The organism is Mesorhizobium sp. YC-39 (assembly GCF_025753795.1).
In the GTDB taxonomy this organism is placed as follows: domain Bacteria; phylum Pseudomonadota; class Alphaproteobacteria; order Rhizobiales; family Rhizobiaceae; genus Mesorhizobium.
In genome coordinates, this window is record NZ_JAOWPS010000002.1 from 1,242,120 (window position 1) to 1,256,728 (window position 14,609).

Annotated in this window: 10 protein-coding genes; 7 read left to right on the forward strand and 3 right to left on the reverse strand. The window is 64.1% G+C overall.

Translation table 11 applies throughout. The features are described 5' to 3' along the window. Positions 1 to 50 precede the first annotated feature (50 nt). Positions 51 to 722: an HAD-IA family hydrolase gene (locus tag OHD62_RS15510; protein WP_263783650.1), complete on the forward strand. Its 672-nt coding sequence runs from the start codon at positions 51 to 53 to the stop codon at positions 720 to 722. A gap of 25 nt (positions 723 to 747) precedes the next feature. Here OHD62_RS15510 and OHD62_RS15515 read toward each other — a convergent pair whose 3' ends face one another. Then, a complete protein-coding gene (locus OHD62_RS15515) occupies positions 748 to 969 on the reverse strand; it encodes a DUF1674 domain-containing protein (RefSeq protein ID WP_263783651.1) in 222 nt (73 codons plus the stop codon). A 108-nt stretch (positions 970 to 1,077) separates the two neighbouring features. On the opposite strand from OHD62_RS15515, the gene htpX reads away from it, so the two are divergent. The 5 genes from htpX (at position 1,078) to purH (ending at position 7,366) form a co-directional block, all read left to right on the forward strand. Next, on the forward strand, positions 1,078 to 2,100 hold the full coding sequence (gene htpX, locus OHD62_RS15520) for a zinc metalloprotease HtpX (protein WP_263783652.1): 1,023 nt from the start codon (positions 1,078 to 1,080) through the stop codon (positions 2,098 to 2,100). Positions 2,101 to 2,186: 86 nt separating this feature from the next. Further along, positions 2,187 to 2,423: a hypothetical protein gene (locus tag OHD62_RS15525; protein ID WP_263783653.1), complete on the forward strand. Its 237-nt coding sequence runs from the start codon at positions 2,187 to 2,189 to the stop codon at positions 2,421 to 2,423. After that, positions 2,420 to 3,766, forward strand: coding sequence for an RsmB/NOP family class I SAM-dependent RNA methyltransferase (locus OHD62_RS15530; protein WP_263783654.1), 1,347 nt, complete (start codon positions 2,420 to 2,422; stop codon positions 3,764 to 3,766). Before OHD62_RS15525 ends, OHD62_RS15530 begins: the two co-directional genes overlap by 4 nt. Positions 3,767 to 3,915: 149 nt before the next feature. Then, on the forward strand, positions 3,916 to 5,640 hold the full coding sequence (locus OHD62_RS15535; RefSeq protein WP_263783655.1) for a heparinase II/III family protein: 1,725 nt from the start codon (positions 3,916 to 3,918) through the stop codon (positions 5,638 to 5,640). 109 nt (positions 5,641 to 5,749) lie between these two features. Continuing rightward, positions 5,750 to 7,366: a bifunctional phosphoribosylaminoimidazolecarboxamide formyltransferase/IMP cyclohydrolase gene (gene purH / locus OHD62_RS15540; protein ID WP_263783656.1), complete on the forward strand. Its 1,617-nt coding sequence runs from the start codon at positions 5,750 to 5,752 to the stop codon at positions 7,364 to 7,366. 169 nt (positions 7,367 to 7,535) lie between these two features. Here the strand turns inward: purH and OHD62_RS15545 are convergent, their stop codons facing one another. After that, entirely contained in the window at positions 7,536 to 8,912 is a 1,377-nt protein-coding gene (locus tag OHD62_RS15545) for an MFS transporter (RefSeq protein WP_263783657.1), read from the reverse strand. Between the two features lie 91 nt (positions 8,913 to 9,003). Continuing rightward, the gene (locus OHD62_RS15550; protein WP_263783658.1) at positions 9,004 to 13,791 is read right to left on the reverse strand and encodes an NAD-glutamate dehydrogenase; all 4,788 of its coding nucleotides are present in this window, start codon (positions 13,789 to 13,791) and stop codon (positions 9,004 to 9,006) included. Between the two features lie 138 nt (positions 13,792 to 13,929). On the opposite strand from OHD62_RS15550, the gene OHD62_RS15555 reads away from it, so the two are divergent. After that, positions 13,930 to 14,493, forward strand: a complete 564-nt coding sequence (locus OHD62_RS15555; RefSeq protein WP_263783659.1) for a peroxidase-related enzyme — start codon at positions 13,930 to 13,932, stop codon at positions 14,491 to 14,493. Positions 14,494 to 14,609: the final 116 nt, after the last annotated feature.

Consider the following 14,609-nt stretch of genomic DNA (forward strand, 5'->3'; position numbering starts at 1 on the left):
ACGGTCGATCGACAATCTTTGATCCTCCCGAAACAGCTCCTAGGAAACCGATGTTCGCAGGCAGAAAATTCGCAGCCTTCCTGTTCGATATGGATGGCACGGTGATCAATTCGATTGCCGCGGCAGAAAGGGTCTGGACCGAGTGGGCGCACCGGCAAGGTCTCGACGTCGCGAAATTCCTGCCGACGATCCACGGCGTGCGGGCGATCGAGACCATCGGCCGGCTGGCGCTTCCAGGTGTCGATCCGGTCCGCGAAGCCGATGCGCTTTTGAAAGCCGAGGCCGCCGATCTGGATGGTATTCATCCGATCGCCGGCGCCGTGGCGTTTCTGGCGTCATTGCCGCCCGAGCGCTGGGCGATCGTCACCTCGGCGCCGCGCGAGTTGGCGCTGCTGCGCATGAAGGCTGCCGGCATTCCAGTCCCCTCTGTCCTCGTCGCGGCGGAGGATGTTAGCTTCGGCAAGCCAGCGCCTGACTGCTTCCGGCTCGGCGCGGAACAGCTCGGTGTCGATGCACGCGATTGCCTTGTTTTCGAGGATGCGCCGGCAGGCATTGCGGCAGCCGAGGCCGCCGGGGCTGCGGTCATGGTGATCAACGCCACGCATCAGCATGCGCTGGAAACGCCACATGCGGCGATCGTCAGTTACGACACGGTCAGCATCGCGGTCGACGAGAGTGGCTGGATCGCTCTCAGGCCGGAGCGTGCCGTCGAGGCCTGCTGAGCTTCGCTGACTGGCGATGCCTAGGCTAAAAGTCGCTGGTCAGGCCTTTCACTTCCCAGTCGCCATAGCGGCCAGGTTCCTTGCCGCCCCGGCCACCAACCTCCTTCGGCAACGCTGCTTCCTTCGCGCGATAATTTTCGCGCCGTTCTTGCGCCTCGGCGAGCGCGCGCCTGGCGGCCGGCGTCAGCGTCTTTTGTGGCGCCTCGTCGGTCGAGCCGGCATCTGTTTTACTGGTTTCGTCGATCATGCGATAATCCCGGCGGATTGAAACAGTGGCAGCTGTTTCCCATCATATAGCGATGAGCCTACAACGATCGACCCCTTTTCCGCAGCGCGGGCAGAAACGGAGCAGATGATGAACACCCTTCGCACCGCCATGCTTCTTGCCGCCATGACCGCGCTGTTCATGGGTGTCGGCTTTCTGATCGGCGGCTCGGGCGGCATGATGATCGCGCTGCTCATCGCCGCCGCCACCAATCTGTTCAGCTATTGGAACGCCGACAAGATGGTGCTGTCGATGAACCGCGCCGTCGAGGTCGACGAGAAGAATGCACCCGAATATTACGCCATCGTGCAGGCGCTCGCCAAAGAGGCCGGCCTGCCGATGCCGAAGACCTATCTGATCGACAATCCGCAGCCCAACGCCTTCGCCACCGGCCGCAATCCTGAGAATGCCGCGGTGGCCGCCTCGACCGGCCTGCTCCAGCGGCTCTCGCATGAGGAAGTGGCAGCTGTGATGGCGCACGAGCTCGCCCATGTGCAGCACCGCGACACGCTGACCATGACCATCGTCGCAACGCTTGCCGGCGCGATCTCGATGCTCGGCAATTTCGCCCTCTTCTTCGGCGGCAGCCGCGACAACAACAATCCGTTCGGCTTTGTCGGCGTGCTGGTGGCCATGCTGGTCGCCCCCTTCGCCGCCATGATCGTGCAGATGGCGGTGAGCCGCACGCGTGAATACGAGGCCGACCGGCGCGGCGCCGAAATTGTCGGAAACCCGCTCTGGCTTGCTTCGGCCCTTGACAAGATCGCCCGCGGCGCCGAACGCATCCCCAATCCGGATGCCGAGCGCAACCCGGCCATGGCCCATCTCTTCATCGTCAACCCGCTTTCCGGCGAGCGCATGGACAGTCTGTTTTCCACCCACCCGAACACCGACAACCGCATCGCCGCCTTGCAGGCGATGGCGCGCGAGATGCGCGGCAGCGAAACCCAGGTCTCCCCGCGCCAGGCCCCGTCGCCGCGGCAGACGGACGAACAGCAGCCGTCAGGCCCGTGGGACCAGGTCGCGCAACCCAAGCACCCGGCGGAGCCAGCCAAGCCGAAAACCAATCCGTGGGGACGCAATCCGACCGGACCCAAGGGCCGGTGGTCGTGAGCGTGGCAACTGACGGGAAAAGGCCAATCCAACTCAAGGAACTGCGCATCCTTTGTGCCAGGCTCTGGAACCCCATCGGAATACCGATGGAAAACGTAGCAACATCCAGCCAGCTAGGGTTTCACCCGCTTCCTGAAGACGAGTATGATACCTACCTGCAGCAGGTCATGCGTCTCATCGTGGAAGATGCCTCTGCAAGACAAATCTCCGATTATCTCGGCAAGGTAGAGAGTGAATATTTGATGCTGTCCTCCCCCGCAGGAAGCAAGGACGCTTTCATCAGCGCCGTCTTCAGACTAGCCAAACGAACATCGACACAATGAAGCCGCTTCCAAGCCAGGCTTCAGAGGTGGCAGGCCTTGCCGCCCGCAAGGCCGCGGCCCGCCTGCTGGCCGCCGTAATCGATGCCAGAACGCCGCTTGACGGGCTGACCGACCATGAGAACGGCCACCCGCAATACAAGGCGCTCGACTTGCGCGACCGGGCGCTGGTGCGTGCCATACTGGTCACAGCACTTCGTTATCGCATGACGATTGCGGGGCTGCTGACGCGCCGCCTGGAAAAGCCGCTGCCGCCCAACGCCACCGCCCTGTCGCACATATTGCATGTGGCGGCGGCGCAGATCCTGTTCCTCGACATTCCCGACAGCGCCGCCGTCGACCTTGCTGTCACCCACGCCAAATCCGATCCGCGCACCGTGCGTTTCTCGGGTCTGGTCAACGGAGTGCTGCGCACGCTGGCACGTGGCAAGGAAATAGAATTGCCTGCCGCCCTTGCCGCCACTGACGAAGCGCCAAAATGGTTTTCCGACCGGCTGAAGGCGACCTACGGCGTCGACAAGGCCAAACAGATTCTCGCTGCCCACCGCGTCGAGGCGCCGGTCGATTTCTCGGTCAAGTCCGACCCAGTGCTGTGGGCGGAAAAACTCGGCGGCATCGTGCTGTCGACCGGCACGGTGCGCGTCCAAAAACTCAGCGCATCCGTCACTGAGCTGCCCGGCTTCGCTGAGGGCGCCTGGTGGGTGCAGGATGCGGCGGCCAGCCTTCCGGCCAGGCTGTTCGGCGATGTCAGGGGGCTTCGCGTCGCCGATCTCTGCGCCGCGCCCGGCGGCAAGACCGCCCAGCTCATTCTTGCCGGCGCGCATGTCACCGCCGTCGACACATCGAAGAACCGGTTGGCCCGGCTGGCGCAGAATCTCGAGCGCCTCGGCCTCGCCGCCGAGATCGTTCAAGCCGATCTGCTCGCCTATGAGCCGAACGAATTGTTCGATGCCGTTCTGCTCGACGCGCCCTGCTCCTCGACCGGCACGGTGCGGCGGCATCCCGACGTGCCCTGGACCAAGACACCGGCCGACGTCGAAAAGCTTGCCGCCCTGCAGGCAAGGCTGCTGGCCCGCACTGTGACCCTGGTCAGGCCAGGTGGGCGCATCGTCTTTTCCAACTGTTCGCTCGACCCGCTCGAAGGCGAGGCGCTTTACCGCGCCTTTCTCGCCGGGACGGCTGATATCGTCGACGATCCGCTGCGCCCAGGCGAAGTCGCCGACATCGATCCGTTCCTGACGCCGCAAGGCACGCTGCGCACCACGCCCGCCGATCTCGATCTCGGTCCGGCGGAGCGTTCAGGTCTGGACGGCTTCTTCGCCGCCCGCATGCGCAGGACCGGCTAAAGACTACGGTCCTGAAAAAGGGGGGACTTTTTTTGGGGAGAACCATACGGAAAACGGGCTGAACTCCCGGGCTTCCATGGAATTCGCCTTCGCATAAGTTCTTGAATCACATAAGCTTGTCTTCGGGTCGAGGGCGATGAGGAGGGGTTTTGGCACTCGCTGCCGGCAGCACGACGCGTCTATGGACGCTTGTCGCGAGGGAGTTCTGGCGCAAGGCGCGCCGGCGCCTGCGTGCCGGGCCTGTCTATCGCTGGCGCTATTCCGGCCGCACGCCGGAACGCGTTCTGATCGCGCCGCCGGACCTGCGCCTCGCCGATCCGCAGATCGCGCTTGAAATCTACTATGGCCGCTATCCGCTGTCAGGGCATATGGTGGAGACCGGCGGCAAGTCGCCCTTCCAGATCGCGGTGCCCAATCCCGGCTGGCAGAAGACGCTGCACGGCTTTCGCTGGCTGCGCCATATGCGTGCTGCCGGAACCGAGCTCGCCGCGGCCAATGCCCGCGCGCTGGTCTCCGACTGGATCACCATGCATGGCGGCCAAATTTCCGGCGTTGGTTGGGAGCCCGGCACGACGGCCAAGCGCGTCATCGCCTGGCTGCAGCATTCCTCGGTGGTGCTGCAAGGCGCCGAATTTCCCTTCTACCGGGCCTTCCTGAAATCGCTTGCCGTGCAGATCCGCTATCTCAGGGCGATGGCGCGCGAGATGCCGGACGGCAAGGACAGGCTGCGCGCCCGCATCGCGCTCGCCTTTGCCGCTCTGTCGCTGCCGGCGCCGGCATCGGCGCTGCGCAATGCGACGCGCAACCTCGCCGAGGAGCTCGATCGCCAGATCCTGCCCGATGGTGGCCATATCTCCCGCAATCCGATGGTCGTTCTCGAGCTGCTTGCCGACCTCCTGCCTTTGCGCCAGACCTACGCCAATCAGGCAGAAACGCCGCCGACGGCCTTGATGGGCGCGATCGACCGCATGCTGCCGGCGCTGCGTTTCTTTCGCCACCAGGACGGCAGCCTCGCCCGCTTCAACGGCATGGGCGCGACCATCCACGACCGGATCGCCACCATCCTGCGCCATGACGATACGGCCGGCGCGCCGCTGCTGCACGCACCGCATTCGGGCTATGAGCGCCTCTCCATGGGCGGCGTGACGGTCATCGCCGATACCGGCCCGCCGCCGCCCGTCGATGTTTCCAACGCCGCGCACGCCGGATGCCTGGCTTTCGAACTGTCCTCCGGCCGCCAGCACTATATCGTCAATGCCGGCGTCGACACCTATGGCGCCGCCGAATTCCGGCCGCTGGCCCGCGCCACGGCCGCCCACTCGACCGCCACAATCAACGACACCTCGTCGGCGCGCTTCAGCCATTCGCTGCGCGTCAACGACCTGCTCGGCACGCCATTGATCGGCGGCCCACACCAGGTGCCATGCAAACGCACCGACCAGCCGGGCAGCCAGGGCTTTCTGGCCCGCCATGACGGTTACGTCGCGCGCTTCGGCTTGTTGCATGAGCGCGAACTGAAGTTGACGACCGACGGCAATGTGCTTGCCGGCAGGGACCGCTTTCAGCGGCCGGGCAATGCTGCCATCCGCAACAATGGCCGCGATTTCGTCACCGTGCGTTTTCACATCCATCCCGACATAAGTCTGCTGCAAGACGAGCATGACCGCCTGGTGCTGACCGCCGACCAGGCCGATACCTGGGTTTTCACCTGTACCGAAGTTGCGCCCGACGTCGAGGAATCGATCTATTTCGCCGGCCTTGGCGGGCCGCGCCGCAGCCGGCAGATCGTGCTGGCCTTCAAGGCCTCGGAGATTGCCGAAGTCCACTGGCAACTGACGCGGACCGTGATCGCCGGTTATCCCCAGAAAAGCTGACTGTGCCTGCCGCAACCAAGCGCCCGGCTTGATTGAGCTTCCATCTTGATTTCCTGATGTCATGTGCTACGGCGCGCGGACACTTTCCAAACCGAAAGGCCGCCAGCCCATGGCCGTCGCCGCCAAGAACATCCCCGCGCCCGACCTCGTTCCCGTGCGCCGCGCGCTGCTCTCCGTTTTCGACAAGACCGGCCTCATCGATTTCGCCAGAGCATTGGCCGCGGCCGGCGTCGAGTTGGTCTCCACCGGCGGTACGGCAAAGGCGATCGCCGAGGCCGGCATGGCTGTGCGTGACGTGTCCGAGCTGACGGGCTTTCCAGAGATCATGGACGGCCGCGTCAAGACGCTGCATCCCTCGGTGCATGGCGCGCTGCTCGGTGTGCGCGACGACCCCGACCACGCCAAAGCCATGCACGATCACAACATCGAGCCGATCGATCTCCTCGTCTCCAATCTCTACCCTTTCGAGGAAGTTCGCCGCTCCGGCGCCAGTTACGCCTCGATCGTCGAGAACATCGACATAGGCGGCCCTGCGATGATCCGCGCCTCGGCCAAGAACCACGCTTACGTCGCCATCGTCACCGACCCCGGCGACTATCTCTCGGTGCTCAATGCGCTGGAGATGAATTTCGGCGCGCTGTCGCTGGATTTCCGCAAGAAGCTGGCGGCCAAGGCATTCGCCCGCACCGCCACCTATGATGCGGCGATCTCCGGCTGGTTTGCTGAGACGCTCGAGATCGAACACCCGACCTGGCGCGCCTTTGGCGGCAGGCTGGACCAGGTCATGCGCTATGGCGAGAACCCGCATCAGGGCGCCGGCTTCTACGTCAATGGCGACAAGCGGCCGGGCGTCGCGACGGCACGCCAGCTTCAGGGCAAGCAGCTTTCCTACAACAACATCAACGACACCGACGCTGCCTTCGAACTGGTCGGCGAGTTCGATCCGGCCAGCTCCGCCGCGGTGGCTATCATCAAGCACGCCAACCCGTGCGGCGTCGCCGAAGGCGCTTCACTGAAGGCGGCCTATGCCAAGGCGCTGGCCTGCGATCCGGTCTCGGCCTTCGGCGGTATCGTCGCGATGAACCGTCTGCTCGATGCCGAGGCCGCCGTGGAGATCGTCAAGACCTTCACCGAGGTCATCATCGCGCCGGGCGCCTCGCAAGAGGCAATCAGCATCGTCGCCGCCAAGAAGAACCTGCGTCTGCTGGTCACCGGCGGCCTGCCCGACCCCCGCGCCGCCGGCACCACCGTTAAATCCGTTTCCGGCGGATTGCTCGTCCAGGGCCGCGACAATGCGGTGGTTGACGACCTGGAACTCAAGGTCGTGACGAAGCGCGCGCCGACCCCGGCCGAAATGGCCGATCTGAAATTCGCCTTCCGCATCGCCAAGCACGTCAAGTCGAACGCCATCGTCTATGCAAGGGACGGCGCCACCGTTGGCATCGGCGCCGGCCAGATGAGCCGCGTCGATTCCTCACGCATCGCCGCGCGCAAGGCGCTTGATGCGGCCGAGGCCGCCGGTCTGGCCGAGCCGCTGACCAAGGGCTCGGTTGTTGCCTCCGATGCTTTCTTCCCTTTCGCCGACGGGCTCCTGTCGGCCATCGAAGCCGGCGCCACCGCCGTCATCCAGCCAGGCGGCTCGATGCGCGACGACGACGTCATCGCCGCCGCCGACGAACACGGCATCGCCATGGTGTTTACGGGCGTGCGGCACTTCCGGCATTAAGCGCCCCCTTTTCCTTCTCCCCCTGTGGGAGAAGGTGGATCGGCGCGCAGCGCCGAGACGGTTGAGGGGTGTCCAGCGGAATGGGACGTTGGCGTTCCCTGGAACACCCCTCATCCGACCGAGCTTCGCTCGGCCACCTTCCCCCACAAGGGGGGAAGGGAAAACGGAGTTATTCCACCGGCCGGTCCGCCGGATATGGCGTGCGGGCCAGGATCGCCATGCCGACGCCGAGGAACAGCACGATCGCCGCCATGCCAAGCCTTGCCGAGCCGCTGGCCAAGGTGATGGTTGCCACCATGAAAGGCGCGGCGAAACTGGTCGCCCGCCCGGCCAGCGCATAGATGCCGAAATAGCGGCCCGACTCCGCTGCGGTGACGCTGCGCGCCATGTAGGAGCGCGACGATGCCTGCACTGGCCCGAAGGCCAGTCCGATCAGCAGCCCATAGAAGATGTAGGCTTTTTCCGCCGCTGTGCCAAACAAGCCGCCGCTGTCCGTTTCGGGCATGATCCAGGCACCGAACAGCGTATAGCCGGGGCCAGTTGAGACGATGCCGATCGTAGCGATGCTGAGCAGGACAAGCGCAATCATAACGATGATCTTGGAGCCAAGCGCGTTGTCGAGACGTGCGGCAGCCAGACACCCGAATATGGCGACGACATTGAGGATGATGCCGAACATGCCGATCTCGGTGATCGACCAGTGGAACATCGCTGCCGCAAACGTGCCACCCAGCGCCAGCAGCGCATTGACGCCATCCTGATAGATCATGCGCGCGACGAGGAAGCGGAAGATGCCGCTGCGCTGGCGCACCTCGGCCAGCGTCGACTTCAATTCCGACAGCCCTTCGCGAACCGCCGGCCCGATCGAAAGACCTTTGACGGCGTCGGGCGTGAAGAAGAACATTGGCAGGATGAACAGAAAATACCAAGCTGCCGACAGCGGTCCGGTTGCGCGCGCGTCCTCGCCGAGCTTCGGATCGAGGCCGAAAAGCGGATCGAGACCGATGATCGTCTTGCCGGTTTCCGGCGAGCCCGCCAAACAGGTGACGACGAAGATCAGCGCGATCATGCCGCCGAGATAGCCAAGGCCCCAGGCCATGTTGGAGACATGGCCGATCTCGCTCTTCGGCACCAGCCGCGGCATCATCGAGTCATTGAAGACCGTGGAAAATTCCGCCGCCACCGAAGCGAGCGAAAAGAACAGCACGACCAGGAAAAGGTTGGAGCCAGGCGCCGCGAACCAGAGCAGGCAAAGACTGATGATCTGGATCGAGGCGAAGAAGGCGATCCATGGCTTGCGCGGTCCGGTCTGGTCGGCGATCGAGCCGAGGATCGGCGACAAAATGGCGATCACAAATCCGGCCGCCGCAATGCCGTAGCCCCAGGCCGCCTGGCCTGTCTCCGGGTCGCTCGCCATGCGCGAGACGAAATAAGGACCGAAGATGAAGGTGGTGACGACCGTGAAGAAAGGCTGCGCCGCCCAGTCGAACAACATCCAGCCCCAGATGCCGCGCCCAGACGCCCGCTGCACTGCTACCTCGGCCATGTCCCCTCCTGGAAACGACGCCCCGAAGCAGGGCGCCGCTTTGCTCTATAGCGCAGTTTTTGCCGGCAATCTCGGGCGATGTGGAAGACTGTCACATCCCCGTCAGGTCGCTCATCAGCCCCGAGGCCACCGACAGCCTGGACACGGTGATGTCGCCGCCCTCGGTCAGCGCCTGCAGCCGCTCGCGGATGCGCGCGACCCGCTCGCCCCCGGCCTCCAGCCATGCGGCGACCGGGTCCGCCATGTTGGCATGGCCGGTGAGTGCCGCCACCGCGATGCCTCGCCGGGCAGCACCGATCGTGTCGGTGGCGCGCGACAGCGCCATCTGATCGTAATAGTCAGACGGCATGATCGAGCGCGCAGCCTCCTCGACGCGCGAGATGCGGAAGGCATCGCTGACAGCGAAAAATGCCTTCGCGGTGGCAACGATGTCGGCATTCGCCGTCCGTGCCGCTAGCGCAATGTCGGGGATGAGTTCCCCCACCTCGGTCAATGCCAACTGTGCAGCCAGCCTTTCCGGCGCACCGGCCTTGAACAGGCTGTGCCGCCGCTCCTCGATTCGTTCGCGCGAATAGGTCGGCAGCAGCGAAACCAGTTTCGGCTCGAGCGCCTTGCGCGCCTCCTGCAATTCGGCGATCCGTTGGCCGAGCGCAGCAGTGCCGGCATCGTTCTTCAGATACCAGCCGCTGGTCACATAAATAAGCCGGCTAACGGACTGGTAGAGATCGAGCTGCACCTGGCCGTCGATCTGGTTGTCGAGCGCGTCGATCTCCCGGTAGAGCGCCGGCAGCGCAAAGCCGTCGTGGACAACCGCGAAGGTGCGAACGACATCCGCCGCCGTGCGCCCGGTCGCTTCCTGCAGCCGGTTGACGAAGGACGGACCGCCGCGATTGACCAGATCGTTGGCGACGACGCGGGCGATGATTTCGCGGCGCAGGCGGTGGCCGTGGATCTCGGCCGCATATTTCTTCGCCATGCGATCCGGGAAATAGCCCATCAGGTCGCTGTCGAAATGCGGATCGTCCGGCGCGTCGCTGGCAACGATATCGGAGAAGAGAACGATCTTGGCATAGGCGAGCAACACACCGAGCTCGGCCCTGGTCAGTGGCTCGCCGCGCGCCTCGCGCTCGGCAAGGGCGGCGGGAGACGGCAGCGTCTCGACAGCACGGTCGAGCAGGCCGCGCGCTTCCAGCGCCGTCATGAAGCGGCCCTGATGGGCAATGTCGGCCAGGCCGCGCTTGCGGGCGACAGACAAGGCTAGCGTCTGCTCGTAATTGTTGGACAGCACCAGCGAGCTGACTTCATCGGTCATCTCGGCCAGCAATTTGTTGCGTGACGGCCGGGTCAGCGCCTCCTTGCGCATCGCCGAGGCCAGCGCGATCTTGATATTGACCTCGACATCGGAGCAGTTGACGCCGCCCGAATTGTCGATGGCATCGGAATTGCAGCGTCCGCCAGCAAGCCCGAACTCGATGCGGGCCCGCTGCGTCACGCCGAGATTGGCGCCCTCGCCGATGACCTTGGCGCGCACGTCGAGTGCGGTCACCCGAATGGCATCGTTGGCGCGGTCGCCGACATCCTGGTTGGTCTCGGTCGATGCCCGCAGATACGTGCCGATGCCGCCGAACCACAAAAGGTCGACCGGCGCCTTGAGGATGGCGCTCATGATCTCGACCGGCGAGGCGGTGGTCTTGGCAAGACCGATCGCCGCGGCCGCGGCCGGCGGCAGCGTGATCGATTTCTGGCTGCGCGAGACGATGACCCCGCCTTCGGAGAGCTTGGTCTTGTCGTAGTCCTGCCAGCTCGAACGCGGCAGATCGAACATGCGTTTGCGCTCAGCCATCGAGGCCGCCATGTCAGGATCGGGATCGATGAAGATGTCGCGATGGTCGAAGGCGGCGATCAGCCTTGTCTGCTCCGACAACAGCATACCGTTGCCGAACACGTCGCCCGACATGTCGCCGACGCCGACGACGGTGAAGGGCGAGGTCTGGATGTCGCGGTTCATCTCGCGGAAATGCCGCTTCACCGCTTCCCAGGCGCCCTTGGCGGTGATGCCCATCTTCTTGTGGTCGTAGCCGGCCGAGCCGCCGCTGGCGAAGGCGTCGTCGAGCCAGAAGCCGTGCTTTTCGCTGATCGCATTGGCGGTGTCTGAGAAAGTCGCCGTGCCCTTATCGGCGGCGACGACGAAATAGGGATCATCCTGGTCGCGCCGCACCACACCGGCGGGCGGGACGACGCCATCCAGACCGATATTGTCGGTGATCGACAACAGGCTCGAGACAAAGTTCTTGTAGGCCGAGGTGCCGGCCTCGAAGATGGCGTCGCGGCCAGCACTCATCGGCAGCTTCTTCGGGTAGAAGCCGCCCTTGGCGCCGACCGGCACGATCACCGCATTCTTGACCTGCTGCGCCTTGACCAGGCCGAGCACCTCGGTGCGGTAGTCCTGGGCGCGGTCCGACCAGCGCAACCCGCCGCGCGCGACCGGGCCGAAGCGCAGATGCACGCCCTCGACCTCGGAACCGTAGACGAATATCTCGCGCCACGGCCGCGGCGCCGGCAAGCCGTCGACCGCCTGCGAGTCGAGCTTGATCGCCAGCGACTGGCCTTTCGCCTTCGTATCGGCAACGAAATGATTGGTGCGCAGCGAGGCTTCGATCAAATTGAGATAGCGGCGGATGATGGTGTCGTCATCGATGTTGGGCACCTCTTCCAGCGCGTCCCTGATCTTGGCCTTGAGATGCTTGGCCGCCACCGCGCCTTCGCCCTCGGCCGTCGGCCCAAGACGGGCGACGAACAGCGCATGCAGGCCGCGCGCGATGTCGGGATAGCGGTTGAGCGCTGCCGCGATGAAATCCTGGCTCTGCGGGATGCCTGCCTGCTGCAGATAACGGCCATAGGCGCGCAGGATGGTGACCTCGCCCGACCACAGGCCGGCGGTCTGGGCAAGCCCGTTATAGCCGTCATTGTCGATATCGCCGCGCCATACGGACAGGAACGCGTCCTCGAACAGCGCGCCTCCGTCGCTGAGGTCGATCGGCTTGCCGTAGCTGTTTTCCAGCTCCATGTCGTGGATGAAGACCATGCCTGAGCTATCGTCGCCGACCTCGAAAGTGCGCTCGCTGATGACGCGGAAGCCTATATTTTCCAGCACCGGCACACGCCTGGACAGCGCCACCGGGGCGCCATGGTGATAGATCTTGAGCGCCGCCTGATGCGGCTTCTGGTCGGCATGGCGGTAATAGTCGATGGCGATCGGATTGCCGGCATCGATCCCGGCAATCCGCTTGGCATCGGCCAGCGCCACGGCCGCGCTGAAGGAATCGCGGTAGCTCTCCGGAAGCCGTGCGGCGATGCTTTTCAGCGATTGATCGCTACCGCCGGCTTCCGCCGCCTCGGCCAGCGCATCGTCCCAGGTGCGCACGATGTCGCGGACCGCCGCCTCAATAGCTGCCTGCTCGACCTTCGGCGTCTTGCCGCCGGAACGGCCGATGATGAAATGAACGCGCGTCAGCCCGCCCTCCGGAAAGGCCGGGTAATAGGCCGACAGCCGGCCTTCGAACGCGGTCTTCAGATAGGTGCCGATCTTTTCGCGCACCACGCTGTCGTAGCGGTCGCGCGGAACGAAGACGAGGATCGAGACGAAGCGGTCGAACTGGTCGGCGCGCACCAGCGCCCTGACGCGGGGCCGCTCGATCAGGCCGAGAATGGCTGCGGCGTGTTTTTTCAGGATCGGCACCGGAACCTGGAACAGCTCGTCGCGCGGATAGCTTTCCAGCACGTTGATCAGCGCCTTGCCCGAGTGGTCGTGTCGGTCGAAGCCGGACTTGGCTATGATGGTTTCGGCCTTCGACCTGAGATAGGGAATCTTCATCACCGAACGCGTATAGGCGGTCGAGGTGAACAGGCCGACGATGCGCAGTTCGCCCGCGAGTGCACCCTTGGGGGTGTAGGTCTTGATGCCGATATAATCGAGATAGATGCGGCGGTGGACGGAAGACTTGGCATTGGCCTTGGTGACGATCAGCGGTTCCGGCCCATGCAGGAAGGCGCGGATTTCCGGCGTCGTCGTCACCGCTTCGGTGCCGCGCCTCAGCACCAGCACATCGGGGTCGGAAAGGATGCCGAGCCCGGGCTTTTCGGCGCGCTCCAGCGTACCGCTTTCCTCGCCGCCGATGTATTTGAATTCGCGCATGCCGAGGAAGGTGAAATTATCGTCACGCAGCCACTCCAGGAAGGCGATCGCCTCGGCGACGCTCTTCTTGTCCAGCGGCACCGCTGAATAGCGGAATTCCGAGATTGCCTGGTCGAGGCGGGCCAGCATCGGCTTCCAGTCGCCGACGGCGGCGCGGACCTGGTCGAGTATCTTGCGCAGCCGCTCCGCCAATGCGTCCGCCTGCTCCGCAGCGAGGCGGGGAATGTGGACATGGACCACGCTCAGCCGATCGTGATTGCTGTCCTCCTTGACGCTGCCATCGCCGAGGATTTCGTCGACGCCGTCCTTGCCGTGGCGCACGACGATGACGGGGTGGGTGACCAGGGTCGGCTCTCCGGCAGTCTCGGTGATCTCGCCGAGGATGGAATCGAACAGGAACGGCATATTGTCGTTGACGACGGTGATGACCGTGATCGGACGACCGTCGCGGGCAACGCCGGAATCGGCATCGACGGCGACGACGCATTCGCCCTTCTTGTGCCGGGCGACCGCATGGCCGGCCAGATCCGCGGCGCGTTCGAGGTCGGCGCCATCGTAGGCAGCAATGTCTTCCGCCGGGGCGCGGGCAAGCAGATAGTCGGCAAGCCTGGCCGGCCTTTCGTCTGGTTTTGCCGCTGCGGTGGTTTTTTTCTTCGACTTAGCTGCGGATTTCACGCTAGCCATGATGCCAATCCCTCCCGTCACATGCTTTTGCAACTATGGTAGCAGATGACCGGTGTTTGGCGACAAAGGTTTGACGGCTTGCGACGAAATGTCGGAATTCGGCGGCAAATCACGGATGAATGATGAGGAGGCGTGTCCATGACAGGCAAAATTACGGCGCTTGACCTCGATCAGGCGGAATTGAGCGAAGCGACGAAAGCCTATTTCGCCAAATGCGAGGAGAAGCTCGGCCTCGTTCCCAATGTGCTTCTGGCCTACGCCTTCGACGAGAAAAAGCTGCGCGCCTTCACCGACATGTACAATGATCTGATGCTGGGCGACTCCGGCCTGTCGAAGCTGGAACGCGAGATGATCGCGGTCGTCGTCTCCTCCATCAACCACTGTTATTATTGCCTGACCGCCCACGGCGCGGCGGTGCGCCAGCTTTCCGGCGACCCCTCCTTCGGCGAGATGATGGTGATGAATTTCCGCGCCGCCGACCTTTCCGACAGGCAAAAGGCGATGCTCGAATTCGCCGTCAAGCTGACCGAAGAGCCGGCTAAGATCGTCGAGGCTGATCGGGCAGCACTTCGCGAGGCCGGCTTTTCCGACCGCGACATCTGGGACATCGCCTCGACCACCGCCTTCTTCAACATGTCGAACCGGGTGGCGGCGGCGGTCGACATGCGGCCGAACGACGGATACCACGCCATGGCGCGATAGGGCCACATTGGTCCCCATTATCGGTCCTGCACCAACAATCGTTTGACAGGCGAGCACTGACAGCTAGTTTTTCAGGAAACAAAATTTCCGGGGGTGAAACTCGTACCTGAAACCTA